Here is a 23,622-nt window from a genome sequence, read left to right as displayed (position 1 = left end):
GACTCCTCCGCGCTCCTAGCCGGCCGGAACGAGTTCGCGCCGCCGCATCAGGGACAGCGACGCCACACCACCCGCGGCGACGACGAGCACGAGCCACCACAGTCCGTTGACTTCGGCGCCGCCAGCGCCCACGGACGGGGCCAGGGAGATCGGCGCGAGGTCGACCAGCCAGCGGGGGAAGCCGAACAGCGGCCCGAAGAGCCCGAGCACGGTGCCGAGGAGCACGAGCGTCCAGCCGAGCGCGACCGTCAGTCGCGGAGCGAGCACGAACACGAGCGCGGTCAGCACGAGGAAGACCGATGCCGCAGCGACCTGCCCGGCCCCGCTCACCAGCACGTCGCCCATCAGCGACCAGTCGCCACCGGAGAGCGCCAGGCCGAGCGCGGCACCCGCGACCGCTGACACCACCACCGCCACGACGCCCGCGAATCCGACCACGGTGTGCGCTGCGAGCCAGCGCACACGCCCCACAGCGGTGGAGAGGACCGCCTCGGCCGTCCCGCTCGACTCGTCATGGCGGGCATGGCAGATCGTCTGGACGGCGCAGCAGGAGGCGAGGACGCCGACCATGAGGAAGAAGATCGCGACCGCGCCCTGCGCGATGCTGCCCTCCGAGGTGATCGCATCGAGGATCGCCTGGACGGACGGCAGCTGAGATGCCGCGCCCGCGAGCACCCCGGCCAGCGACGTGGCCAGCACGCCCGAGAGGAGGCCGCCGAGACACCAGCCGAGGATCGACCCGCGGGTGAGCCGCCAGACGAGGGCGGTCGGGCCACCCGCCCAGGAGCCGGCGGTCGCGGATCCGCGCCGTCCTGGGACGAGGCTCTCGCCGAGGTCGCGCGAGGCCTGTACCGCGGCGGACACCCCGGCGAGGCCCAGCCCGAACACGAGGCAGAGCAGCAACGGCCAGACGGCGTCGTCGGCGAACGGCCGCGAGTTCTCGCCCCAGCCGAACGGTGATGTCCACGTCAGCCACGAACTCGTGATGCGCTGCAGGTCGGTGCTCGGCGTTCCAAGGGCGTTGCCGATGCCGGCCACCAGGTAGCCGAGCAGCAGGAGCCACACAGCGAGGGAGTTCGCGCCGCGAGCCGTGCGCATGAGCTGACCCGCGAGCAGCCCGACGCCGAGGTAGGACACCCCGACGGCACCGGCACCCAGACCGGCGACGAGCGAGCCGGTGGTCGGCAACCCCGACGCCATCAGCGCGAGCGCGGTCAGCACCCCGAGCGCGAGGTTCGCCAGGAACCCGTGCACGAGCGTCGCGAGCAGCGGGACGACGCGGCCTGCGGTGGTCGCACCGACGAGCTCCGCTCGCCCGGACTCCTCCTCAGCACGCGTGTGGCGCACGGCGAGGAAGGTGCTCATGAAGGCGGCGAGCATCGCGAGGAACGGGAAGATCAGGAACAGGGCGAACGCGCCCTCGCCGGCACCCGAGGGCAGTCCGCGGAACAGCATGATGACGGGGTTCGCGCTGGCCGTGGCCAACAGGGCGACCCGGTCCTGCTCGGTGCCGTAGGAGTCGCTGACGCCGACGATGGTCGAGCTCGCGAGCAGCGCGGTGCCGACCACCCAGAGCGGCACCTGCCAGCGGTCCCGACGCGCACGTTGACGCAGCAGGACTCCGAACCCACTCACGATGACGCCGGGCTCGACGCCGACTCGGAGACGCCAGGGGTCGCGGGCGACGGCCGGCCGATGTCGTCGCCGTAGTGCCGGAGGAACAGCTCTTCGAGAGAGGGTGGCTCGATGCGCAAGCCGGTGACGGCCCGCCGGGCGAGCTCTGGCAGGACCTCGGCGACGCGATCGCTGTCGATCGTGAACCGTGCGCGGCCCTCGGCGAACGCCACCTCGTGTGCACCGGGGATGCCCTCGGCGGCTGCCGCCCCGGTCGCTTGGAAGGACACTGCCGTGCGGGTCAGGTGTCTGAGCTCGGCGAGCGTGCCGCTGTCGGCGATCCGGCCGGATCGGACGATGCTCACCCGGTCGCACAGCAGTTCGACCTCGGAGAGGATGTGGCTGGAGAGCAGCACGGTCGCCCCGGCTTCACGCACCCGCGCGACCTCCTGGCGGAACACGACCTCCATGAGCGGATCGAGGCCGCTCGTCGGCTCGTCCAGGATGTACAGCTCGGCGGGCACCGCGAACGCCGCGATCAGGGCGACCTTCTGCCGGTTGCCCTTCGAGTACGCCCGTCCCCGGGTGCGCGGGTCGAACTGGAACGCCTCGATGAGTCGCTGACGGCGGTCCCGGTAATCGGGGTCGTGCTTGCTCACGCCTCGGAGCCTGCTCAGCACGTCGATCGCCTCGCCGCCGGTGAGGTTCGGCCAGATGCTGACATCGCCGGGAACGGCCGCGATACGCCGGTGCAGGGGGACGGCGTCGCGCCAGGGATCCTGGCCGAACACCGAGACCTCGCCGGCCGTCGCTCGCGCGAGGCCGAGCAGCACGCGGATCGTCGTGGACTTGCCCGCCCCGTTCGGACCGAGGAAGCCGTGTACCTCGCCGGCGTCGACGCGCAGGTCGAGGCCGTCGAGGGCGTGGACGCGCCCGTACCGTTTCACGAGTCCGCTGGTGCTGATGACGTCGCTCATGGCGCTGACTGTACGCCGCGCCGACGGCCTCCGAAAGGGGCTGCCGCCGGTGCCGGCGTGCGTCGGCAGACGGTCAGAACACCGGTGCGTCGGCCGTCGAGACGACCACGGGTGCGCCGGTCGCTGGGAGTGGCCGGTTCTGCAGACGAGTTGGCCGATACCGGATGGAGATCCCTCTCCGAGGGGCGGTCCGGCTGTGTATAAATTAGGTCTGCCTTACTTACCCCGAGGAGTTCCCGTGCTCAATCCGGTCCGGCCACGTTTGGCCGTCCGTCTCTCGGCCGCCGTTCTCGGAACGGTGTCGATCCTGGCCCTCTCCGCGTGCAGTCCTGCTGCCGGTACGGAGGACGGCGCCACGCGGAGCGTCGACTCCGTGTACGGCGAGGTCACCGTCCCCGACAAGCCTGAGCGGGTCGCCGCCGTGTCGTACGACACCCCGTGGCAGCTCATGTCGTTGGACGTGACGCCCGTCGCCGCACAGGACTACGGTCGCTGGATCGAGAGCTTCAGCCAAGCGCAGCAGGACTTCGTCGACGGCGTCCCCACCATCGGCACCTACGGCGAGATCAACTACGAGGCGATCGCAGCGACCGACCCCGACCTGATCATCGGCGAGGCGGGCGAGGTCGACGAGGCCGCGTTCAAACGCTTGTCGGACATCGCGCCGACCGTCGTCGTCGGTGGTGAGACGCGCGGAGACTGGGCCGACATCACCGAGGACACGGCGGCGGCAGTGGGCAGAACCGAGCTGTGGGCCGAGCAGAAGGCGTCGTTCGAAGCCACCCGTGACCGGATCAAGACCGAATACGCAGACGTGATCGCCGACAATCGCTGGATTCACTTCTCTCTCGGTGACGACGCGAGTCAGTTCTCCGTGCAGCAGCCGACCGGCGCGACCGGCAACCTCGTCGTCAACGAACTCGGACTGCAGTACGGCCCCGGCGTGCCCACCGACTATGCCGACAACGGCTACGGTTCGTACCCCCTCGAGCAGCTCGGACCGATCTTCGACGGCGTGACCGTCGCGCTCACCTTCGCGAACGCCGACGGCAGTCCCAACGAGACGATTCAGGCGATCGAGGAGAACGAGCTGTTCACACGGCTCGCGGTCGCTCAGAACGACCGGGTGTTCCGCCTGGTGACGAGCGTGACCGACTACCAGACTGCAGAGGCATGGGTGGACGAACTCGAGCAGCAGGTGCTCTCTGTCCTCTGAGGTCGGCGTCTCGGCGACGCGTGTGTCACGCGGTCGAGCGATCCCCGGCCTGGTGCTGGTCCCTGGCGGGGTCGGTCTGGTCCTCGTGCTCGCCTGGTGCAGCCTGTCGTTCGGCTCGACGGTCTTCTCCCCGACACAGATCGTCTCGGCGTTCGTGTCACCGACGGACAGCGAGGTCGACCTCGTCATCACCGGTGTCCGCCTGCCGCGGATGCTCCTCGCCGTCGCGGCGGGTGCGGCCTTGGCAGTCGCCGGTGTCCTCATGCAGGCCGTCACCCGCAACCCGCTCGCGGACCCGGGAATCCTGGGCGTCAACGCGGGAGCGTCGTTCGCCGTGGCCCTCGGACTCACCGTGTTCGGGATCGGCACATACGCGGCCACGCTCTGGCTCGCGTTCGCCGGTGCGACTGCGGCGAGTATCGCGGTGGCCGCCCTCGGAGCGTCGGCGCGAGGGCCGCAATCGTCGGCACGTCTGGTCCTCGGTGGGGTCGCCATCGGCGCCGTGCTCGCGGGAGGGACCGCAGCGCTCAGCATGGCCAACCCGAAGGCATACGCCTCGATGCGCCTCTGGGAGGCCGGCTCGCTCGCAGGGCGAGACCTCGGCATCGCGGGGGTGACACTCGCACTCGTGGCGGTCGGAGTGGTCGCCGCCCTGTGCCTCACCCCCGGCCTCAACGTCCTCGTGCTCGGTGAGGACGCAGCACGTTCACTCGGCTCCCGGGTCCGCACCATCCGCGGCTGGAGTCTCGCCGTCATCATCCTGCTCTGCGGTGCGGCAACGGCGGCCGTCGGCCCGGTCGCGTTCGTCGGGCTCATGGTGCCGCACGCTGTGCGGGTGCTCGTCGGTGTCGACCAGCTCAAGGCGACCGCCGCCAGCGTCCTTGCCGGGCCGATCCTGCTCCTGACCGCTGACCTCATCGCCCGATCGGTCATCCGCCCACACGAGGTGCCGATCGGCGTCGTCACGGCGTTCCTCGGCGCGCCGCTGCTCATCGCTCTCGTCGTCTTCAGCCGGAGGGTGTCGTGACCCGCGTACGCCTGCCCTCGGCCCGCTCGGACGGCGGCGCCTCGCTTCTGGCACCACCCCGCGACGTCGCCCGACGTCGAGCGGCGTTGTGGCTCGGCGCCGCCTGCGCCGTCGCCGCCCTCCTCATCGTCGGTCTCAGCGTCGGCGAGCTGGCCGTCAGTCCCATGCAGGTCCTGTCGACCCTGTTCGGTGGGGGAGACCGCGGCACCGCCGTCGTCGTTCTCGAGTGGCGACTGCCGCGCTTGCTGATGGGCGCCCTCCTCGGCGCCGCCCTCGGCCTGAGCGGAGCGCTCTTCCAGATCATCACCCGCAACCCGCTCGGCAGCCCGGACGTCCTCGGTTTCTCCACCGGGGCGTTCACCGGGGTCCTCATCGTGATGCTCGGTGGCATCCCCGGCTACTTCGCGACGTCCGTGGGAGCACTGCTCGGGGGGCTGGCGACCGCGGCGGTCATCTGGTTCCTGGTCATCAGACGCAGCTCCGCGGGCTTCCGGCTCATCGTCGCGGGCATCGGCGTGACCGCGCTGATCAACGCCGTGAACACGGTCATGATCACGGGCGCCGACGAGCGACAGGCGTTGAGCGCCGCCATCTGGGGTGCCGGATCACTCAACGGTGTGGAGTCGTTGTGGATCGTGCCCTCGATCCTGGTCGTGTTGCTCTGCGCGCTGGTCGTCGCGTGGATCCGACCCGCCCTCACGCTCTACCAACTGGGTGACGACGTCAGTGCCGCTCTGGGAGTGCGTTCCGTTCGGCTCCGCATGACCGCCATCGTCATCGGTGTCGTCCTCATCGCGCTCGCCACCGCCGTCGCCGGACCGATCGCCTTCGTCGCGCTCGCTGCGCCGCAGATCGCCCGGCGGCTCTGGGCCACGGGACCGGTCCCGCTGGCGGCGTCCGCGGCCACCGGTTCGGTTCTGCTCATGGCCAGCGACCTCATCGCCCAACGCATCATCGCCCCCACCATCCTGCCGACCGGCATCGTCACCATCTGTCTCGGTGGCCTCTACCTGGTCTGGGCGCTCGCCCGGAGAGGACGATCGACATGACCGTCGAGGACACGACCGACGCCGACGCGGACGCCGACGCGCCGCGCCACACCGCGACGCTGCGTTCGCGGACCGAGCTCTCGCCGCACCTGATCCGTCTCACCTTCGGATCAGTCAGTCCGGCCTTCACGAGCACGGGCCATGCTGACGAGTTCGTCTCGTTGCACATCCCCGCTCCGACGACGGATGAGTCGCCTGTCGTGCGCTACTACTCGATCCGAGCCTGGCGCGACGAGGCGGGCGAGCTCGACATCGACTTCGTCCTCCACGGACACGGCCCTGCGTCGAACTGGGCGGCCACCGCGCAGCCAGGAGCGATCGTCTGCTTCGATCTCCCGCGCGGGCATTTCGCACCGCGCTCCGACGCCCAGTGGATCGGACTCGTCGGTGACGCGACCGCGTTGCCAGCCGTCGCCCGTGTCCTCGAGGAGCGGGAAGCGGGCGCTCCACCTGCGCACGTGGTGCTGCTCGTGGAGAGCGACAGCGACCGTCTGCGGCTTCCCCTCCAGCCGGGAGACACCGTCGAATGGCTCCGACCCGGAGACGATCTGGTCGCGGCAGCCCGGACGGTCGCGGCGCGTGACGAGCCCGGGTACCTGTGGTTCTCGGGTGAAGCCGCAGACATGAGGGCCGTGCGTCGTCACGTGCGGCGCGAGCTGGGCCGCCCTCCCACCCAATGGACGACGATGGCGTACTGGCGCCGTGACTCGGCGAGCTGGCGCGAACGATTCGACAGCCGTGGCGCGGCCTTCCGAGAGCGGTTCGAGGGCATCTACGCCAGCGCGGACGATCCGGAGGTGCAGCGCGACCGCGCTGAAGAACTGCTCGAGAGGAACGGACTGTGACCATCGCAAACCACACCGGCGCGGTCGGCGAGCTGGGGATCCAGGCGCGATCGCTCACCCTCGGATACGACGCGCGCTCCGCGATCAGCGCCGACCTGGACCTCGACATCGAGGCGGGATCGTTCGTCGCGATCGTCGGGCCGAACGCGTGCGGCAAGTCGACACTCCTCCGCGCCATCGCCCGCCTCATCGAACCGCGCGACGGTCAGGTGCTCCTCGACGGACGCGACATCGCGAGTCGCGGCTCGAAGGAACTGGCGCGCGAGATCGGCCTGCTCGCGCAGACGGCCGTGGTGCCGGAGGGCATGCGAGTCGGTGAGCTGGTGGCGCGTGGGCGGTATCCGCATCGCCGCCCGTTCACCGCCTGGTCCACAACCGACGAGGCCGTTGTGCGGCGCGCCATGGCGGCGACCGATGTCACCGACCTCGCCGACCGCATCGTCGACGAGTTGTCCGGAGGCCAGCGTCAACGCGTGTGGGTCGCCCTCGCGCTCGCGCAGGACACGCGTACCCTGCTGCTCGACGAACCGACGACCTACCTCGACATCTCGCATCAGCTGGAGATCCTCGACCTGTTTCGCGCCATCAACCGGCGACAGGGTCGCACGATCGTCGCCGTCCTGCACGACCTCAACCAGGCGGCCAGGTATGCCGACCGGATCGTCGCGATGCGTGACGGCAACATCGTCGCCCAGGGCTCACCGGCCGAGGTGGTGACCACGGAGGTCATCGAGGCGGTCTTCGACCTGCCCTGCCACATCATCACCGACCCGGTCTCCGGCACACCGCTCGTGGTGCCCCTCATGCGTCCGGAGCCGATGCTCGACCTGGACTGACACGAATCCGTTCGGATCACACGATCGAGCGCTTCCCTCCCGGTGCGTGTTCCGGGGTCTAGAAGGTCGGCCGGTCCAGCATCGCGACGACGACGGGCGTTCCCACCGCGACGACCGTGCAGATCGCTGCGGCGATCCACGACCAGGGAGCCGTCCGCCGGCGGATCACGGCGACCAGGTGCGCCAGGAGGGCGCCGGCGGCGAGAGCGGCGACGATCGTCCCGACAACGGCAGGAACGAACACGGCGACGTGCTTCGTGGCCATGCCCGAGTCGCCGGGAGGCAGCAGGTACGTCAGGGCGATCTGGCCGGACACCGCGGCGAGTCCGAGCGCCGCGATCACGAGCAGGAGCGAGGCGACGACGACGCGCAGCGGCTGGGGCATGCGTCCATTGTGGAGCACGCACGCGTCGACCTGCCTCGAATCGGCGACACGGTGTCGACCAGGTCGAATTCGGGTGAGGCGTCAGGCGGCCGCAGCCTCGAGAGCGGCGCGGAAGGCGACGATCGCGGGACGGGCGACGCCGGCTTCGCGGGCTGAGGTGAAGATGGTGCGGCGAGGGGAGTCCGGCAACTCGACGAGGCGACAGCTGGCCTCCTTCCCGGCCCACTGGAGGTCGGGGATGAGGGCGACCGCGTTACCGGACTCGATGAGGCGGATCTGCGCCTGCAGGTCGGCGGTCTGATAACGGACGTCGGGCTCGAAGCCGGCGCGGCGACAGAGTTGTTCCGCGAAGTGCCGTGACGCGGCACCGTGCGGCTCCATCACCCAGGGCAGGTCGGCTGCGTCCTCGATGCGCAGCACGGGGTGGATCTCGTTCCCGACGGGTGGGCAGGCGAGCCTGATCGGGTCCGTCGCGAGCTGCCGGCGGTCGAGGCCCGGGTGCCGAGGAGCGGCATGGGCGGGGTACTGCTCGGCGACGACCACGTCGAAGTCGCGCGCCCAGGTCTCGGCGAGAGCCGTCTCGGGTTCGTGCTGCACCATCTCCACGCGGACGTCGGGGTGGTCGCGGCGCATCGAGCTGAGGGCCGCGGGCATGAGGGCCAGCGCAGCGGACTGGAACACCGCGACACGGATCGTGCCGGACACGGTCGTGAGTGAGGCGCCGAGGTCCGCCTCTGCCCGTTCCAGCGTGTCGAGGATCGCGTCGGTGTGGCCGACGAGGATCTCGGCCTGCGGGGTGAGCTGGACGCGGCGCCCCACCTTCCGCAGCAGTTCGACGCCCGTCTCCTGCTCCAAGACCGACAGCTGTTGGGACACCGAAGAGGGACTGAAGTTGAGGGCGGCGGCGACCTCGGCGATCGTCCCGCGGATGCGCAGTTCGCGCAGCAGACGCAAGCGGCGAACGTCCAGCATGGTGCGCTCCAATCATTCGGCCCAGCCGATGAATATTCATCGAAAACCTTCGCTGTATCTTATGCGTTGCGCCACGGATACTGTCACCATGACCGACACCACCCACCAGGCGCAGGAGCTCGACCGCGACGCCCTCGCCACCGAGGCCATCGCCCTCGTCCGCCGCTGGCTCACCACGGCCTCGACCATCCCCGCCGACGCCTCGGCCCAGCAGCTCGCCGGTGTGCTGAAGGACCCGACAGGGCTGGAGTTCACGGTCGGCTTCGTCGACGGTGTCGTGCGCCCGGAAGACCTCCGTGTCGCCGCACGCACGCTCCAGACCATCGCCCCCAAGGTGCCCACCTTCCTGCCGTGGTACCTCAAGGCCGCCGTCCGCTGCGGCGGGTTCTTCGCCCCGATCCTCCCGGGCGTCGTCATCCCCATCTCCCGCAAGGTCCTGCGCAACATGGTCGGGCACCTCGTCGTCGACGCGACCGACCAGAAGCTCGGCCCGGCCATCGCGAAGATCAAGACGCCGGGCACACGGCTGAACGTCAACCTCCTCGGCGAGGCCGTGCTGGGCACCTCCGAGGCCGCACGTCGCCTCGAGGGCACGCACAAGCTCCTGGCCCGCCCCGATGTCGACTACGTGTCGATCAAGGTCTCCTCCACCGTGAGCCCCCACTCCGTCTGGGCGTTCGACGAGGCCGTCGAACACGTCGTCACGAGCCTCACGCCACTCTTCGAACGTGCGGCGAAGGCCAGCCCGGCGAAGTTCATCAACCTCGACATGGAGGAGTACAAGGACCTCGACCTCACGATCGCGGTCTTCACGAAGCTCCTCGACCTCCCGCAGTTCACGAACCTCGAGGCCGGCATCGTCCTCCAGGCGTACCTGCCCGACGCGCTCTCCGCGATGATCCGCCTGCAGGAGTGGTCGGCCGGGCGCCGTGCCAGGGGCGGCGCGGGCATCAAGGTCCGCATCGTCAAGGGCGCGAACCTGCCGATGGAGCAGGTCGAAGCGTCGCTCCACGACTGGCCGCTCGCCACCTGGTCCACCAAGCAGGAATCCGACACCAACTACAAGCGCGTCGTGGAGTACGCCCTGCACCCCGACCGCATCGACAACGTGCGCATCGGTGTCGCCGGTCACAACCTCTTCGACATCGCCTTCGCCTGGCTGCTCGCGAAGCAGCGCGGCGTCGAGCGCGGGGTCGAGTTCGAGATGCTGCTCGGCATGGCGCAGGGTCAGGCCGAAGCCGTGAAGCGCGACGTCGGCGAGCTGCTCCTCTACACGCCGGTGGTGCACCCGCAGGAGTTCGACGTCGCCATCGCCTACCTCATCCGCCGCCTGGAGGAGGGCGCGAGCCAGGACAACTTCATGTCCGCCGTGTTCGAGCTGAGTGAGAACGAGACCCTGTTCGCCCGCGAGCAGCAGCGCTTCCTCGCCTCCCTCGCCGAGCTCGACGACCACGTCCCGCCGGCCAACCGCCAGCAGGACCGCACGAAGCCCGCTGCCGCGTCCCCGATCGACGCCTTCGCGAACACCCCGGACACCGACCCGTCGCTGCCGGCCAACCGGGTCTGGGGTCGCGACATCCTCACTCGCGTCGAGGCCTCCACGCTCGGCGACGACACGGTCGCCGCCTCCGTCGTCGACAGCACCGAAGCGCTCGACGCGGTCATCGACGGTGCGACGGCAGCCGGATCCTCCTGGGGCTCGCTCAGCGGCGCCGAGCGTGCGGTCATCCTGCACCGCGCCGGCGACGTGCTCGAGGAGCACCGCGCGAAGCTCATGGAGGTCATGGCCTCCGAGACCGGCAAGACGCTCGACCAGTCCGACCCCGAAGTGTCCGAAGCGATCGACTTCGCCCACTTCTACGCCGAGCGCGCCCGCGAACTCGACACCATGGACGGCGCCACCTTCAGCCCCGTGAAGCTGACCGTCGTCACCCCGCCCTGGAACTTCCCGGTCGCCATCCCCGCCGGTTCCACCCTCGCGGCGCTCGCCGCAGGTTCACCGGTCATCATCAAACCCGCCCGACAGGCTCGCCGCAGCGGCGCCGTCATGATCGAGGCTCTGTGGGAGGCCGGGGTGCCCCGCGACGCCCTCCGCTTCGTGCAGTTGGCGGACAACTCGCTCGGTGAGCGCCTCATCTCGCACCCGGCGGTGGAGCGCGTCATCCTCACCGGTGGCTACGAGACGGCCGAGCTGTTCCGCTCCTTCCGCCCCGAACTGTCGCTGCTGGCCGAGACCTCGGGCAAGAACGCCATCATCGTGACTCCGAGCGCCGACCTCGACCTCGCCGTCAAGGACGTCGTCGCCTCAGCGTTCGGTCACGCCGGGCAGAAGTGCTCCGCGGCGTCGCTCGTGATCCTCGTCGGCTCGGTCGCGTCCTCACGCCGCTTCCGGCACCAGCTCGTCGACGCGGTGACCTCGCTGAAGGTCGGCTACCCCGTCGACCCGACCACGCAGATGGGGCCGATCATCGAGCCCGCGAAGGGCAAGCTCCTCGGTGGGCTCACGACGCTCGCCGCTGGTGAGTCGTGGCTCGTGGAGCCGAAGCAGCTCGATGAGACCGGCAAGCTGTGGAGTCCCGGCGTGCGCGCCGGAGTCGCCCGCGGCTCCGAGTACCACCTCACGGAGTACTTCGGTCCGATCCTCGGCATCATGACCGCCGAGACCCTCGAGGAGGCGATCGCGATCCAGAACGAGATCGACTACGGCCTCACCGCCGGCCTCCACTCGCTGAACCCGGCTGAGCTCGACGTGTGGCTCGACACCATCCAGGCCGGCAACCTGTACGTGAACCGTGGCATCACCGGTGCGATCGTGCAGCGTCAGCCCTTCGGCGGTTGGAAGAAGTCGGCCGTCGGTGCCGGCACGAAGGCCGGCGGCCCGAACTACCTCATCGGCCTGGGTTCGTGGTCGTCTGCGGAGAGCACGGCCGAGCGCACGGTCGGTCGTTCGGCTGAGCGTCGCGGCCCGAAGCCTGCGGTCGCGGCCCTGCTGCGCGCTGCGGACGCGGTGCTCTCGGCAGACGAGTTCGCGTCCGTGCGTCGCGCGGTGGCGAGCGACGCCGCTGCATGGGCGGACGAGTTCGGTGTCGCGAAGGACGTCTCGAAGCTGACGGCAGAGCGGAACGTGTTCCGCTACATGCCGCGCGAGGTGCACGTGCGTCTCGTCGACGGCGGTTCGGTCGCGGATCTGGTGCGCGTGGTCGCGGCCGGTGCGGCGTCAGGCGGCGTCGTGCAGGTGTCGTCCGCCGTCGCCCTCCCGGCAGGCCTGGCGGCGGCTGTCGAGTCGATCGCCCGGTCGGTCACGGTCGAGAGCGAGGACCGTTGGCTCGTGACCGCCGAGGCACTCGTCGGGACGAAGGCGGGCGCTCGCATCCGCATCATCGGAGGGACGCCGGAGGGTGTCGCCCACGCGACGTCCGGCAGCCCTGATGTCGCGATCTACGCGGGCCGGGTCACCGAGGCCGGTCGTATCGAGATGCTGCCGTTCCTCCAGGAGCAGGCCGTGTCCATCACCGCGCACCGGTTCGGCACGCCGAACCACCTGTCGGACGACATCATCTGATCGCCTTTCCCCTTTCGCCCTGTCCCTAGCTCAGGAAGCGTTCTGCGCGCCGCGCAGAGCGCTTCCTGAGTGACGAACGTGGGATGAGCGCAGGGTGAGGCCCGGGTGGGCGACCTGCGCGCCTGCACCGCTACCCAGCCGCTCGCGCTGGGCGATGTGCTCCGCCCGCGGCAGGCCTTGATCGGTGAGGCTTGCCGCCGGCCCGACGAGGAGGCGCGTGTAATCTTGCCCGGGAGACCGCACGATGTCCGCAGTCGTCTGCTCCTCAGGTACGTGTTCTGTCGTGGCTATCCTGAGTCGGGCACTGAAGTTCAATAGACAAAATTCGGTCGACGTGCGTAGTGTGAAGTAGAATGTGAAGCGTGACGACTGAGCCTGAAGGACCGTTTGCCCGTGACCACGCAGAAGTTCATCTCGACCGCGCTCCTTTGGTCCGAGTGCTCTGTCAGGTCCAGTGGCCCGAGCACACGCTCCTCTCAACACGGTTCTCCGCCGTAGCGGACGAGATCGGGACAAGTTTGTCCGATCAGTACCCGCTCAGCCCGGTTGGTCAAGGGATTGCGTTCGAACTGGACACGCTTACGGGCCAGGTGCGGCCGCAGGCTGCGCCGGTGATCCGGCAATGGGTCTCGGTCGATGACGCGTGGAGCGTCTATTTCGCTCCGACCTTCATCACTCTTGAGAACCGTGAGGCCTACACGTCGCGGGAGGACATGACGCAACGGTTCGCGCGAATCCTAGACGTCGTTTCGGAACTCACAAGCCTCCCTGCTGCTCAGCGCATCGGATGGAGGTATGTCAACCGCATTAGTGAGCGGCCGGATTATGACGACCTCGCGAACCTGGTCCAGGCCACGGTGTTGGGGGCTGGTGCCGTACCTGCTCCCGACCACGTGCAGTTGGTCCACTCGTTCAGTGAGTCTCTTTTTCGGTCAGGCCGAGGGACCCTCTTGGCTAAGTGGGGGTTTATGCCGCCAAACTCCACGCACGATGCAAGTTTGATTGCGGTACCTTCCGAGAGCTGGATTCTGGATCTTGACGCGTACGACGAGGGCCGTACAGCTTTTGTGCCAGAGCAGTTGCTAGAGCGGCTCGAAGGGCTCACCGGACTGGCCTACAACTTCTTCCGTTGGTCTGTGAAAGATTCGTTCATCGAGAGATTTGGGGGTTGAAGTGCTCACAACCCTCGCATCTCCGATGCGTGTAACGGGGGGCACGAACAGTGCTTACGTGCACCACGCGGAGCCCACTAGGAGTGCTCCGTTCCTGTTCCTATTCGTGGGTGCAGCGACGGCGACGTCTGTCTTGCTGGGCACGCCCGCGGCGCTGCCGAGCTCGGCTAACGCAACCTCGATCGTCGTGGTCGCTCCGGCGGCTGCGGCGCCACGCGCTTACGAATCAGCGGCGGCGAAGGTGAAGCGCATGCGCGAGCTGTCAGGCCTGACTTGGGATCAATTCGCGAGGGCATTCAACGTTTCTCGACGAGCCGCTCACCATTGGGCCTCTGGCGGTAATTTGAGCGCTGTGAACACCGCTCTTCTCGAGGAGTTCGATCAGCTGCTGACAGGCGTCGGGTCGGGGCAGCCTGACGACGTCCGTCGGAAACTTGTCGGCCCGGACGACTCTGGCGAGTCGCCTCTAAGTGCGTTCAGGAAGCTGGCCGTAGGTGCATACGCGGAGACGAAGCCCCGCGTCGCGTCCCTGGATGCCATGCTGGACCCGAGCTGAGCGTGGAGGGCAACGAACGTCTTGACGCATTCTCTAGGAACTTGCGCCAAGCTGACATTCTCCATTTGCGCGAGATTCACGTCGGGTCGGGGCTTGTGGCGTGCCCGGAGCACGTAGTCATCCTCTCGCAAACCTGCGACCTTGTTCTGGCCGACAGGCCGAACATAACGGTCGCGCAAGCGGTGCGTCTGAACGCGAATACCGCAGCTGAAGTGCTGCGAGGCAAGCGCCCTCGGTGGGTGCCCGTTACTGGAGACGTAGGGGGTCTTTTCGCCGACCTTGAGGTGATCTCTTCTATTCCCAAGACGGAGGCGCTGGATCTGACGGTCGAGCGTTCCATACCTGACGAGCGGTGGGCGGAACAGCGCAAGTTCGCGCACCGGGTCGGGCGTCGATTCTCTCGTTTAGCTCTGCCGGACGAGGTCGTACCTTGGCTGAAAAATCTGAGCGACCTCGTGATCAGCAAGGCAGGCAAGGCCACCAGCCCGTTGGGCCGGGCAATCGAGGCGATCTCAGAAATTCGAGTGGCAGCTGACGACTGGTCCAGAACCGGGGCATCGATGGAGCTCTTCCTAATTTTGGAAGCGGGCGAACTCCCAATCGCTCCGGATGATCACGACGATTGGAGCCTCGCCCTTCCGGAGGAGAAGCCTCTGAGGACGATCCCGGGCGTATCTGATCGCTTGTTTCCGGTCGATAAGGCTCGACCCGCGGAGGAGGAACGTAATGCCCTGTGGTGGCGATTTGCCGAATTAGTTCAGGATATTATCACTCCCGCGGGACCTATGGCTGGAACGGCGGGTGTCAAAGGGGCACTGGCTTCGGTCGTGGTATCTATCGCAGACGAGACCGAATTCACCATGGCGCAGTATCGGCGCTCTGATGAACTCGATTTATCGCATCTGTCATCGCCCCTTCCGCTTTCTAATTAGGGAAGCCCCGGGATGGCCCTCGGCAACTAAGTGGAAGCTACGTCCTCTGTCGCCGCTGCAGGCCGATCCCGCTGGCCTCCCGCTCTCAGCCAAACTGCCCTTAGGTTGTAATGCCGCTAACTGGGGCCTCGTGACATGCTCGGCGCCGCGTGTGTGCCTATCCGATGATGTCACCGCGATGGACGGCTCCCCGTTCACCATGCGTCGGATTTCAATAGTTGCGGGCGGGCCGGGCGTTTCAAGTGAGTCCTCCCTTCGCACAGGAGGGGATATGTGGAATATTTTATCCAGATGGCTTCTCGAGTGCAGCGTTGCGGGAAACGGCTCGATTGGAAGGATCCGAGGGCGTCCCGCAAGTACATCGGACTGCTCTGGGCTCTGACGGTGTTCGGAACGCTCATTGCATTCGTGATTCAGGCGGTTGTAGGAGGTCGCGCATGGACCGCGATTCCTGGCGCGTTCGCACCCGTCCTCATCGGTGCCTCTATCGGCTACGGGCTCGCCTGGGCGGGGAGCGCGGTGTCCGCCAGGCGACATTCGCAAGATCTGCAGGAGTAGCCCCGCTGTCTGTTCGGTCCCCAACTCAGGAATGCCCCGGCGTGTCGCGATGACACGCCGGGGCGTTCTGCGCGACGCGCCGAGCGCTTCCTGAGTTAGGGCAATAACAACGGGAACGAGGGGGCGAGCCGACTAGCGGAGGGTGCCGTGGACGGCGAACTCGTCGATGCGGGCGAGCTCGGCGTCGTCGAAGTCGAGACGGTGGATGGCCGCGTAGTTGCCCTCCAGCTGCGCGACGGAACTCGCACCGATGATCGCCGAGGTGACGGTGTTGCGACGCAGGACCCACGACAGCGCGAGCTGCGCGAGGGTCTGGCCCCGCTCCTCGGCGATGGCCTGCAGGCCGCGGGCACGCTCCAGGTAGGTGCCGGTGATCGAGTCCTCGCTGAGGAAGTGGCTGGTCGCCGCACGTGAGTCGGCCGGCACGTCGCCGCCGAGGTACCGGTCGGTCAGCATGCCCTGCGCGAGCGGGCTGAAGACGACCGCGCCGAGGCCCAGCTCGTCGAGGGTGTCGAGCAGGCCGTCTTCGACCTCGCGGGAGAACATCGAGTAACGCGGCTGGTGGACGAGCAGCGGCACCTTGTACTCCCGCAGCGCGGCAGCGGCAGCGACCGTCTGCTCGGGCGAGTAGTTCGAGATGCCCGCGTACAGTGCCTTGCCCGACTGCACGGCGGTCGCGAGCGCGCCCATGGTCTCCTCGATCGGCGTCTCCGGGTCGGGACGGTGCGAGTAGAAGACGTCGACGTACTCGACGCCGATGCGCGAGAGGCTCTGGTCGAGCGACGAGAGCATGGTCTTCCGCGAACCCCACTCGCCGTAGGGCCCCTGCCACATGTAGTAGCCGGCCTTCGAGGTGATGATGATCTCGTCGCGGTGCGCGGCGAGGTCCTCGGTGAAGATCCGGCCGAAGGCGGTCTCGGCGGAACCTGCCGGCGGCCCGTAGTTGTTCGCAAGGTCGAAGTGGGTGATGCCGAGATCGAAGGCGCGACGCACGATGGCCCGCTGCGTCTCGATGCTGCGGGCTTCACCGAAGTTGTGCCAGAGGCCGAGGGACAGGGCGGGGAGCTTCAGTCCGCTGCGGCCGACGCGCCGGTAGCTCATGTCGTCGTAACGGGTCTCGGCTGGTTCGTGGGCCATGATCTGCGCTTTCTTCATCGAATCGTCGTGCTGCCGGAGCAAGCGTACCGTGATCGTTCACGGCCGGAACCCTTCGCCGTGGACTAGCGTGAAGCCGTGTCGTCCTCCTCCGCAACACCATCCACTGACGAGGCGCGCCGTCCCCGCTCGGGCTGCGGCGCGGCGATCATCCGTGACGGGCGCATCCTGCTCCTCGAACGTCGCCGCGCACCCGAGGCCGGCAGTTGGGGGATCCCCGGCGGGAAGGTCGACTGGATGGAGCGCCTCGAGGACGCCGTGCGGCGCGAGGTGGAGGAGGAGACCGGTCTCGACCTCGGCCCGGTCGACCTCCTCTGCGTCGTCGACCATTTCGAGGTGGGGCTGAACCAGCACTGGATCTCGCCCGTGTATCTGGCGGAGGCTGCGATCGGCGAACCCGCTCTCCGGGAGCCGGACAAGCACAGTGGCCTCGGCTGGTTCTCGTTGGACGATCTCCCCGAGCACGTGACGGTCTCCACGAGTACAGCGGTCGCCGCCTATGCGGTTCGTCGATCGCCCAGTCAGCCGACAGCCTGACGGAATCCCGACCACTCGTAGACTCGGGCGGGTGACCAGCGAATCGACGACCGCCGCAAACGACGACTTCCTGGCCTTCGAGGCGGTCGAGCTCTCGGAGCGGCGGGGTGCCGCCTGGTGGGGCTTCTTCGGCACGGTGGCCCTCGTGTTGGGCGCCCTGCTCGTGCCCGTCGCCGTCGTGAGCACCTGGGCCGATGCCCTCCTCAGCGACACCGACACCTTCGTCGACACGCTCGCGCCCCTGGCGGCCGAGCCGTCGGTGCAGGAGTTCCTCGGCGAGCAGGCACTGGCTGCGCTCGAGAGCCAGGTCGACCTCGATGCAGCAGCCGCCAGCCCGGCGGACCTCGCAGCGGCACTCGCGCTGCCGCCCATGATCACCGACGTCCTCGGGGCCATCGGTGGGGAGGCTGCGGACGCGCTCCGCGAGGTGCTCCGCAGGAACGTGGCGGAGTTCGCCGCCTCTCCGGCATTCGCAACGGCCTGGACCGAGGCGCTCCGAGTGACGCATCAGCAGCTCGCCGACGGCCTCGCGGGGGCAGACGGTGCGGTGGTCGCCGTCTCCGCCGAGCAGGGGCTCGGGGTACAGCTCGGCCCGATCGTGGCGGCGACGCGAACCTGGCTGGTGGACGCCGGCTTCGGATTCGCGGCGCTCATCCCGGACGTGGACCGCGTGGTCGACGTCGTGCCTGCCGATGAGGTCGCTCCAGTGCTCTCTGCGATCCGCGTCGTCGAGTCTGTGGCGGACTGGACGCCGTGGGCGGCGGTCGCGCTCCTCATCCTCGGCGTGCTGCTGCTGTGGATCGGGCGGCGGAATCCGAGCCGGGTGGTCGCCGGTGCGGCGATCGGCGTCGCGCTGTCCGCTGGTCTCCTCCTCCTCGCCCTCGGCGCTGCTCGATTGGCGTTCGGCATCGCGGTCTCGACGGCGATCCCCGGGGGTGCTGGCGACGTGGCGGCGGCGATGCTGCTCGGCCCGCCGACCGCCACCGGCTGGCTGCTCCTGTGGACCGCGGTCGCGGTGATGGTGCTCGGCTTCGTGAGTGCAGTGCTGCGTCTGCCTGAGCGGCTCGCGAACGGGTTCCGGGCGGCACAGCGACCCGTGCACTGAGCGCGACCGCGTGGTCGAACCGGGCGCGCCTCACCGCATCCGGCGTGAGAACCTCCGATGTGCCGGGCTCTCCACCATCGTGTGCAGGAGCCACGCTGCTCCGAGGATCGATCCGAACCAGACGATGAGGACCGCTGCTCGGAGTACGAGCGGAGCGCCAGTGACGGTCGCGGGTTCGATGGTCTTCGCGAGCACGATGATCACGAACAGGTGCACGAGGTAGGTGCTGAACGCGAGCTCCCCGAGGATGCGTGCGGCGCGGTTGCGGAGGAGCCGCGTCGACCGCGGCGAGGCGGTGGCGAGTCCGGCGACGACGATCGCGCCGAAGGTGACTGCGGCCCAGGCGCGTGGGGCGCCGGGCTCGAGCATGACGGCGGCCGCGAGCAGGCCCAGGGCGCCACCGGCGGCGACCCACGCGGCGACCGGAGTGCGCGGGAGCTGCCTGGTCCCCAGCGCGACGCAGACGCCCACGATGAAGCCGCACAGGACGCGCACGACCGGCCAGGCCATGCCGTTCATCGCCGAGGGTGCGGTCGCTGCCGCAGCGGTGTCGACGATGATGAGCATCACGGCGATCAGGAGGAGCGGTGTCGTCCGCCGCAGCCGCCCGCGGAACGCGACCGCGACCGCAGGGAACACGAGGAATGCGAAGAGCTGCGCGGAGAGGGACCACGCCGGCGCGTTCCACCACAGGGCGTCACCGAACCAGGCGCGGGTGAGGGTGAGTTCGGCGGCGAAGCCGAGCCAGGGGAACGCGCCCTCATCGGCCTCGATCCCGACGAGGGCGCCGCCGACGAACAGCGCGACGAACAGGAGGAGCACTGCGAGGTGTGCGGGATAGAGGCGGGCCAGGCGGTTCCTGAGGTAGCCGAGGTACCTGCGAGTCGTCCAGGTGCGATCGATGGAGGCCTCGGCGATGGTGAACCCGCTGAGGATGAAGAAGAAGTCGACCGCGAGACCGGTGTGTGCGAACGGGGCGAGCCAGGCGAGCTCGGGGAGGACGCCCGACAGCCACTCCCATGAGTGGGAGAAGACGACCCACCAGGCGGCCAGTGCCCGTGCGCCGGCGAAGGCGTCGAGGCATCGTCGGGCGGACCCGGTGGCATTGGAGGCATCGGTTTGTCGCAGTGGTGGCATGGCGTCCTCCGGCGGGCGGGAGCCGCTCTCCCGATGCTTCAGCTTATGATGCTTTTTCACCTCATGTATCTGTATCCTGTATCTGTGGACAGAACAACGCTCATCACCCGCACCGTGGCTGAACCCGAGACGCCGCCCGACGGCGACGGCGGAGCAGGGGTCGATCCAGACCCGCAACCAGAGCCGAGTCCACGGCCACCGGAGGAGCCGGTTTCAGGGCCCGAGCCTGAGCCTGCAGGCGTGCCGGACGCCGATGTCCCACCGCTCGCCGAGCCCCGCGGCGAGCATGTCCTCGCGGGCGAGGGCATCGACCCGACCGGTGCATCCGTGTCCACCGCCGCCGTCCGGGCGTGGTTCGCCGCGCTCCCCGCGGACAGCACGGTCGTCGTCCGTGGCGGCGACGTCATCGCACTCGACGGCACGATCAGGATCGACCGGCGGATCGATCTCCGTGGCGGTGGAGAACTGCGCTTCGTCGGCGGCATCGAGTCGGCTCCTGCCCTGAAACTGATCGCGGCCGGATCCACGGTCAGTGAGGTCCGCATCACCTACACCGGGCCAGCTGGGTCCACCTCCGGTGAGCGCAACGTCGGCATCGACATCCACGCGAGCGATGTCGTGATCGATGGCGTCACCGTCGACGGTTTCCAGAACGGCATCATCAACCGCCCGTTCGGTGAGTACGGCGGTGTCGTGATCACGGGCTGCCACGTCCTCAACGTCACGGGTGCGGGCGGCGGGTCCGGTTCCGGCTCATCGGCGGGCGAAGACCGAGGCGACGGCATCACCATCTGGGGTGCCCGTGCCAGCGTCGTCGGCAACATCGTGACGGCGGCTTCCGGCGCAGACGCCCGGATCGGCATCCACGCTGAATCGTTGCCCGATTACGCGATCGACCCCGGTCCGTGGGCGGACGCGCTGATCACCTTCACCGGCAACGTCGTGACCGGGCCGTTCAGGCGCGGCATCGTGCTCGAAGGAGTCAGTCATTCGGTCATCGTCGCGAACACCGTGTCCGATGCCACCTGGTGGGGGATCGCCCTGATCGACACGAGGGCGACAGCTGTCGTCGGCAATACGGTGCGGTGGACGAGGACGGCCGCTGAGCATCCCGGCTCGGCGTGGAAACCGTCGCGATGCCCCATCATGATCTACCGGGATGTTCAGGGAGCCACCGTCGAGGCCAACCAGATCGAGATCCGTGGCGACGCTGCGGCGGCGATCTCCCTGTCGGCCGCCGTGCTGCCCGGATCCAACAGTCCGGTCGGCGCGACCGACACGGTCGTCTCCGACAACATCGTCCGCATCGCAGACGGCACCTGCCCCAACGGCATCGTGCTGGATCGCGCCGTCCGGCCCACCGTGTCGGGCAACCGCCTCACGGTCAGTCTGGCTTCCGGCGTCGTCGGCGGGGTCCTCTCATACCACTGCGTCGACGCGATGCTGACGGACAACTCGATCACCGGAGCCGCGGTGACGAACGGCTTCGGACTGCACCACCAGGGAGCCGGTTCGATCGTCATCACCGGCAACCGGATCGACCGGATCCGCGTCGGCGTGGCCGTGGTCAATTGCACGGGCGGCGCGACGATCGTCGGGAACACCGCCAGAGAGTGCGAGTACGGCCTCGACACCTACGGCACCACGGGCCGCTCCGTCGTCCAGGGCAACCGCTGGGAGTCGAACAACACGGCGCACGCGAACGCCCAACCACAGACGAGCTACCTGTCGACGCGCCACATGGGGCTTGCGCGGCCGTACGGTGGCGCGTCCGGCGACCTCCTCGTCGGCAACGGCAAGCTGTGGGTCAACGATCAGGGCACGTGGCGGTCCGCCACCCTCACCTGAAACGGCGGGCCTGCTCCCGAGTGGCTCGGAAGCAGGCCCGCCGTCGGACATGCTGCGCGGATCAGCTCCGCGGTGCGTGCTCCGCCTGGTCGTTCAGCTGATCGGCCGGCGCGCCGGACTCAGCCTGCGCCTGCTCGCCGCCGCGGAACTGCGTGCGGTAGAGCTCGGCGTACGAACCGTTCACGTCGAGCAACTTCTCGTGCGAACCCTGCTCGACGATGCGACCGTTCTCCATCACGAGGATGGTGTCGGCGTCGCGGATCGTCGAGAGCCGGTGGGCGATCACGAACGAGGTGCGGTCGCTGCGGAGCGCCGCCATCGCGTGCTGCACGAGCAGTTCGGTGCGGGTGTCGACCGACGAGGTCGCCTCATCGAGGATGAGGAGCTTCGGCTTCGCGATGAACGCCCGGGCGATCGTGATGAGCTGTCGCTCACCGGCCGACACGCTGCCGCCTTCGGCGTCGAGCACCGTGTCGTAGCCGTCGGGCAGCTGCCGGACGAAGCGGTCGACCATGGTCGCCTCCGCGGCCTCGATGACCTCCTCGTCGGTGGCGTCGAGTCGGCCGTAGCGGATGTTCTCGCGGATGGTGCCCTCGAAGAGCCAGGCGTCCTGCAGCACCATGCCGACCTGCGAGCGGAGTTCCGCCCTGGACAGCGAGGTGATGTCGACGCCGTCGAGGAGGATCCGGCCGCCCGTGAGTTCGTAGAACCGCATGACGAGGTTCACCAGGGTGGTCTTTCCGGCGCCGGTCGGGCCGACGATCGCGACCGTGTGTCCGGGCTGCGCCGAGAACGAGAGTCCTTCGATGAGGGGCTTCTCGGGGGTGTAGCTGAACGACACGTCCTCGAACTCGACATGGCCGTCGGTGTGCTCAGGCAGTTTCGCGGTGACCGTCTCCGGGTCCTGCTCGTCGGCGTCGAGCAGCTCGAAGGTGCGCTCTGCCGATGCGACACCGGACTGCAGCTGGTTCGCCATGCCGGCGATCTGCCCGAGCGGCTGCGAGAACTCGCGCGAGTACTGGATGAACGCGGTCGCGTCTCCGAGGGTCATCTGGCCCGATGCGACCCGCAGACCGCCGACGACGGCGATGAGCACGTACGACAGGTAGGACACGAACTGCATCGCGGGCATGATCATGCCCGAGACGAACTGCGCTCCGAACGCCGCCTTGTAGAGCTTCTCGTTGCGCTCGTCGAACTCCGCGAGCATCTCCTTGTCGCGCCCGAAGACGCGCACGAGTTCGAGCCCCGAGAACGACTCCTCGATGTGGCCGTTGAGCGACCCGGTGTTCTTCCACTGCGCGGTGAACAGCTTCTGCGAGCGGGAACCGATGACTCCGGCGATGATCGCCGAGAGCGGCAAGGCGATGAGTGCGATGAGTGCGAGCTGCCAGGAGACGATGAACATCATCGCCGTGATGCCGAGCACCGTGAGTGCCGATTGCACGAGCTGCGAGAACGCCTGCTGGAGTGCCGTCTGGATGTTGTCGACGTCGTTCGTGACGCGCGACATCAGGTCGCCGCGCTGGCGGGTGTCGAAGTAGCTGAGCGGCAGGCGGTTGAGCTTGCGCTCGATGTCCTGGCGCAGCTGGTAGACGACCCGCATGACGAGCCCGTTGAGGATGTAGCCCTGCGCCCAGTTGAGCACCGACGCGACGATGTACATCGCGAGCACGATGATGATGAGTCGTCCGAGCAGGGTGAAGTCGATGCCTTGGCCGGGCGTGATGTTCGACTTCTCGAGCATGTCCGCGTACTGGTCGTTGCCCGAGGCGCGGGCTTGATCGACGACCTGGCTGAGGGTCGCGCCGGCCGGCAGCTGCGAGCCGATGACGCCGTTGAAGATCGCGTCCATCGCCTGGCCGAGGATCTTCGGAGCGATGACGGTGAGCACGACCGACACGACCACGAGGGCCACGACGATGCTCATCTTCACCTTCTCGGGGGCGAGCAGTCCGATGAGCCGTTTGGCGGAGGGCCAGAACTGTTCGGCCTTCTTGGCGGGCGTCCCGCCGAACATGTCGCCGTCGGACTCGCTCGGGACGTACTCGGGGGTGAGGAGCTCCTCCTCCACCGCACCGAGCTCTGGCGCCTGGGGCGCGTCCGACGAACGCTTGTCACGTGGTGAACGGGCCATGA

18 protein-coding genes are annotated in these 23,622 nt (G+C 68.4%); 11 read left to right on the top strand and 7 right to left on the bottom strand.

Annotated features, from left to right (window positions below):
- Positions 1 to 15: 15 nt before the first annotated feature.
- Positions 16 to 1,635, bottom strand: a complete 1,620-nt coding sequence (locus KXS11_RS11650; protein WP_437385752.1) for an ABC transporter permease — start codon at positions 1,633 to 1,635, stop codon at positions 16 to 18.
- Positions 1,632 to 2,591, bottom strand: coding sequence for an ABC transporter ATP-binding protein (locus tag KXS11_RS11645; protein ID WP_437385751.1), 960 nt, complete (start codon positions 2,589 to 2,591; stop codon positions 1,632 to 1,634). The genes KXS11_RS11650 and KXS11_RS11645 overlap by 4 nt, the downstream gene beginning before the upstream one ends.
- 238 nt (positions 2,592 to 2,829) lie before the next feature.
- Between KXS11_RS11645 and KXS11_RS11640 the strand changes: the two genes are divergently transcribed.
- The 5 genes from KXS11_RS11640 to KXS11_RS11620 are packed head-to-tail and all read left to right on the top strand — an operon-like array spanning position 2,830 to position 7,564.
- The gene (locus KXS11_RS11640) at positions 2,830 to 3,807 is read left to right on the top strand and encodes an ABC transporter substrate-binding protein (protein ID WP_437385750.1); all 978 of its coding nucleotides are present in this window, start codon (positions 2,830 to 2,832) and stop codon (positions 3,805 to 3,807) included.
- 22 nt (positions 3,808 to 3,829) lie between these two features.
- Positions 3,830 to 4,834, top strand: a complete 1,005-nt coding sequence (locus tag KXS11_RS11635; RefSeq protein WP_437385749.1) for a FecCD family ABC transporter permease — start codon at positions 3,830 to 3,832, stop codon at positions 4,832 to 4,834.
- Complete coding sequence (locus tag KXS11_RS11630) at positions 4,831 to 5,883, top strand: FecCD family ABC transporter permease (protein WP_437385748.1); 1,053 nt, start codon at positions 4,831 to 4,833, stop codon at positions 5,881 to 5,883. The genes KXS11_RS11635 and KXS11_RS11630 overlap by 4 nt, the downstream gene beginning before the upstream one ends.
- On the top strand, positions 5,880 to 6,728 hold the full coding sequence (locus KXS11_RS11625) for a siderophore-interacting protein (RefSeq protein WP_437385747.1): 849 nt from the start codon (positions 5,880 to 5,882) through the stop codon (positions 6,726 to 6,728). The genes KXS11_RS11630 and KXS11_RS11625 overlap by 4 nt, the downstream gene beginning before the upstream one ends.
- On the top strand, positions 6,725 to 7,564 hold the full coding sequence (locus KXS11_RS11620; protein ID WP_437385746.1) for an ABC transporter ATP-binding protein: 840 nt from the start codon (positions 6,725 to 6,727) through the stop codon (positions 7,562 to 7,564). Before KXS11_RS11625 ends, KXS11_RS11620 begins: the two co-directional genes overlap by 4 nt.
- Before the next feature lie 58 nt (positions 7,565 to 7,622).
- On the opposite strand, the gene KXS11_RS11615 is transcribed toward KXS11_RS11620, so the two are convergent.
- Together KXS11_RS11615 and KXS11_RS11610 are read right to left on the bottom strand one after the other, a co-directional pair.
- On the bottom strand, positions 7,623 to 7,949 hold the full coding sequence (locus tag KXS11_RS11615) for a hypothetical protein (protein WP_437385745.1): 327 nt from the start codon (positions 7,947 to 7,949) through the stop codon (positions 7,623 to 7,625).
- Positions 7,950 to 8,030: 81 nt separating this feature from the next.
- A complete protein-coding gene (locus tag KXS11_RS11610) occupies positions 8,031 to 8,921 on the bottom strand; it encodes a LysR family transcriptional regulator (protein WP_437385744.1) in 891 nt (296 codons plus the stop codon).
- A gap of 88 nt (positions 8,922 to 9,009) precedes the next feature.
- Between KXS11_RS11610 and KXS11_RS11605 the strand changes: the two genes are divergently transcribed.
- The 3 genes from KXS11_RS11605 to KXS11_RS11595 all read left to right on the top strand — a co-directional run bounded on the left by KXS11_RS11605 (position 9,010) and on the right by KXS11_RS11595 (position 15,143).
- Positions 9,010 to 12,483: a bifunctional proline dehydrogenase/L-glutamate gamma-semialdehyde dehydrogenase gene (locus KXS11_RS11605; RefSeq protein WP_437385743.1), complete on the top strand. Its 3,474-nt coding sequence runs from the start codon at positions 9,010 to 9,012 to the stop codon at positions 12,481 to 12,483.
- 362 nt (positions 12,484 to 12,845) lie between these two features.
- Positions 12,846 to 13,655 carry a TIGR04255 family protein gene (locus KXS11_RS11600; protein ID WP_437385742.1) on the top strand — a complete coding sequence of 270 codons (810 nt, stop codon included), beginning with the start codon at positions 12,846 to 12,848 and terminating at the stop codon, positions 13,653 to 13,655.
- Between the two features lie 597 nt (positions 13,656 to 14,252).
- A complete protein-coding gene (locus KXS11_RS11595) occupies positions 14,253 to 15,143 on the top strand; it encodes a hypothetical protein (protein ID WP_437385741.1) in 891 nt (296 codons plus the stop codon).
- A 690-nt stretch (positions 15,144 to 15,833) separates the two neighbouring features.
- On the opposite strand, the gene KXS11_RS11590 is transcribed toward KXS11_RS11595, so the two are convergent.
- Entirely contained in the window at positions 15,834 to 16,838 is a 1,005-nt protein-coding gene (locus KXS11_RS11590) for an aldo/keto reductase (RefSeq protein ID WP_437386020.1), read from the bottom strand.
- 96 nt (positions 16,839 to 16,934) lie between these two features.
- Here KXS11_RS11590 and KXS11_RS11585 point away from each other — a divergent pair, with 96 nt between their 5' ends.
- Positions 16,935 to 17,393: an NUDIX hydrolase gene (locus KXS11_RS11585; protein ID WP_437385739.1), complete on the top strand. Its 459-nt coding sequence runs from the start codon at positions 16,935 to 16,937 to the stop codon at positions 17,391 to 17,393.
- Between the two features lie 31 nt (positions 17,394 to 17,424).
- Positions 17,425 to 18,498, top strand: a complete 1,074-nt coding sequence (locus KXS11_RS11580) for a hypothetical protein (RefSeq protein WP_437385738.1) — start codon at positions 17,425 to 17,427, stop codon at positions 18,496 to 18,498.
- Positions 18,499 to 18,528: 30 nt separating this feature from the next.
- On the opposite strand, the gene KXS11_RS11575 is transcribed toward KXS11_RS11580, so the two are convergent.
- Positions 18,529 to 19,635 carry an acyltransferase family protein gene (locus tag KXS11_RS11575; RefSeq protein WP_437385737.1) on the bottom strand — a complete coding sequence of 369 codons (1,107 nt, stop codon included), beginning with the start codon at positions 19,633 to 19,635 and terminating at the stop codon, positions 18,529 to 18,531.
- An 84-nt stretch (positions 19,636 to 19,719) separates the two neighbouring features.
- Between KXS11_RS11575 and KXS11_RS11570 the strand changes: the two genes are divergently transcribed.
- Complete coding sequence (locus KXS11_RS11570) at positions 19,720 to 21,483, top strand: NosD domain-containing protein (protein ID WP_437385736.1); 1,764 nt, start codon at positions 19,720 to 19,722, stop codon at positions 21,481 to 21,483.
- Between the two features lie 61 nt (positions 21,484 to 21,544).
- Here the strand turns inward: KXS11_RS11570 and KXS11_RS11565 are convergent, their stop codons facing one another.
- A complete protein-coding gene (locus KXS11_RS11565; protein ID WP_437385735.1) occupies positions 21,545 to 23,620 on the bottom strand; it encodes an ABC transporter ATP-binding protein in 2,076 nt (691 codons plus the stop codon).
- Between the last annotated feature and the right edge of the window lie 2 nt (positions 23,621 to 23,622).

The organism is Plantibacter flavus (genome assembly GCF_051487245.1).
In the GTDB taxonomy this organism is placed as follows: domain Bacteria; phylum Actinomycetota; class Actinomycetes; order Actinomycetales; family Microbacteriaceae; genus Plantibacter; species Plantibacter flavus_B.
Note: the sequence above shows the minus strand (reverse complement) of the source record. Positions and strands in the feature narration are given on the sequence as shown.

Coding starts and splice junctions, on each gene's coding strand:
- KXS11_RS11615 (WP_437385745.1), bottom strand. CDS start 7,949: ATGCCCCAGCCGCTGCGCGTCGTCGTCGCCTCGCTCCTGCTCGTGATC.
- KXS11_RS11610 (WP_437385744.1), bottom strand. CDS start 8,921: ATGCTGGACGTTCGCCGCTTGCGTCTGCTGCGCGAACTGCGCATCCGC.
- KXS11_RS11565 (WP_437385735.1), bottom strand. CDS start 23,620: ATGGCCCGTTCACCACGTGACAAGCGTTCGTCGGACGCGCCCCAGGCG.
- KXS11_RS11590 (WP_437386020.1), bottom strand. CDS start 16,838: ATGGCCCACGAACCAGCCGAGACCCGTTACGACGACATGAGCTACCGG.
- KXS11_RS11605 (WP_437385743.1), top strand. CDS start 9,010: ATGACCGACACCACCCACCAGGCGCAGGAGCTCGACCGCGACGCCCTC.
- KXS11_RS11625 (WP_437385747.1), top strand. CDS start 5,880: ATGACCGTCGAGGACACGACCGACGCCGACGCGGACGCCGACGCGCCG.
- KXS11_RS11575 (WP_437385737.1), bottom strand. CDS start 19,635: ATGCCACCACTGCGACAAACCGATGCCTCCAATGCCACCGGGTCCGCC.
- KXS11_RS11645 (WP_437385751.1), bottom strand. CDS start 2,591: ATGAGCGACGTCATCAGCACCAGCGGACTCGTGAAACGGTACGGGCGC.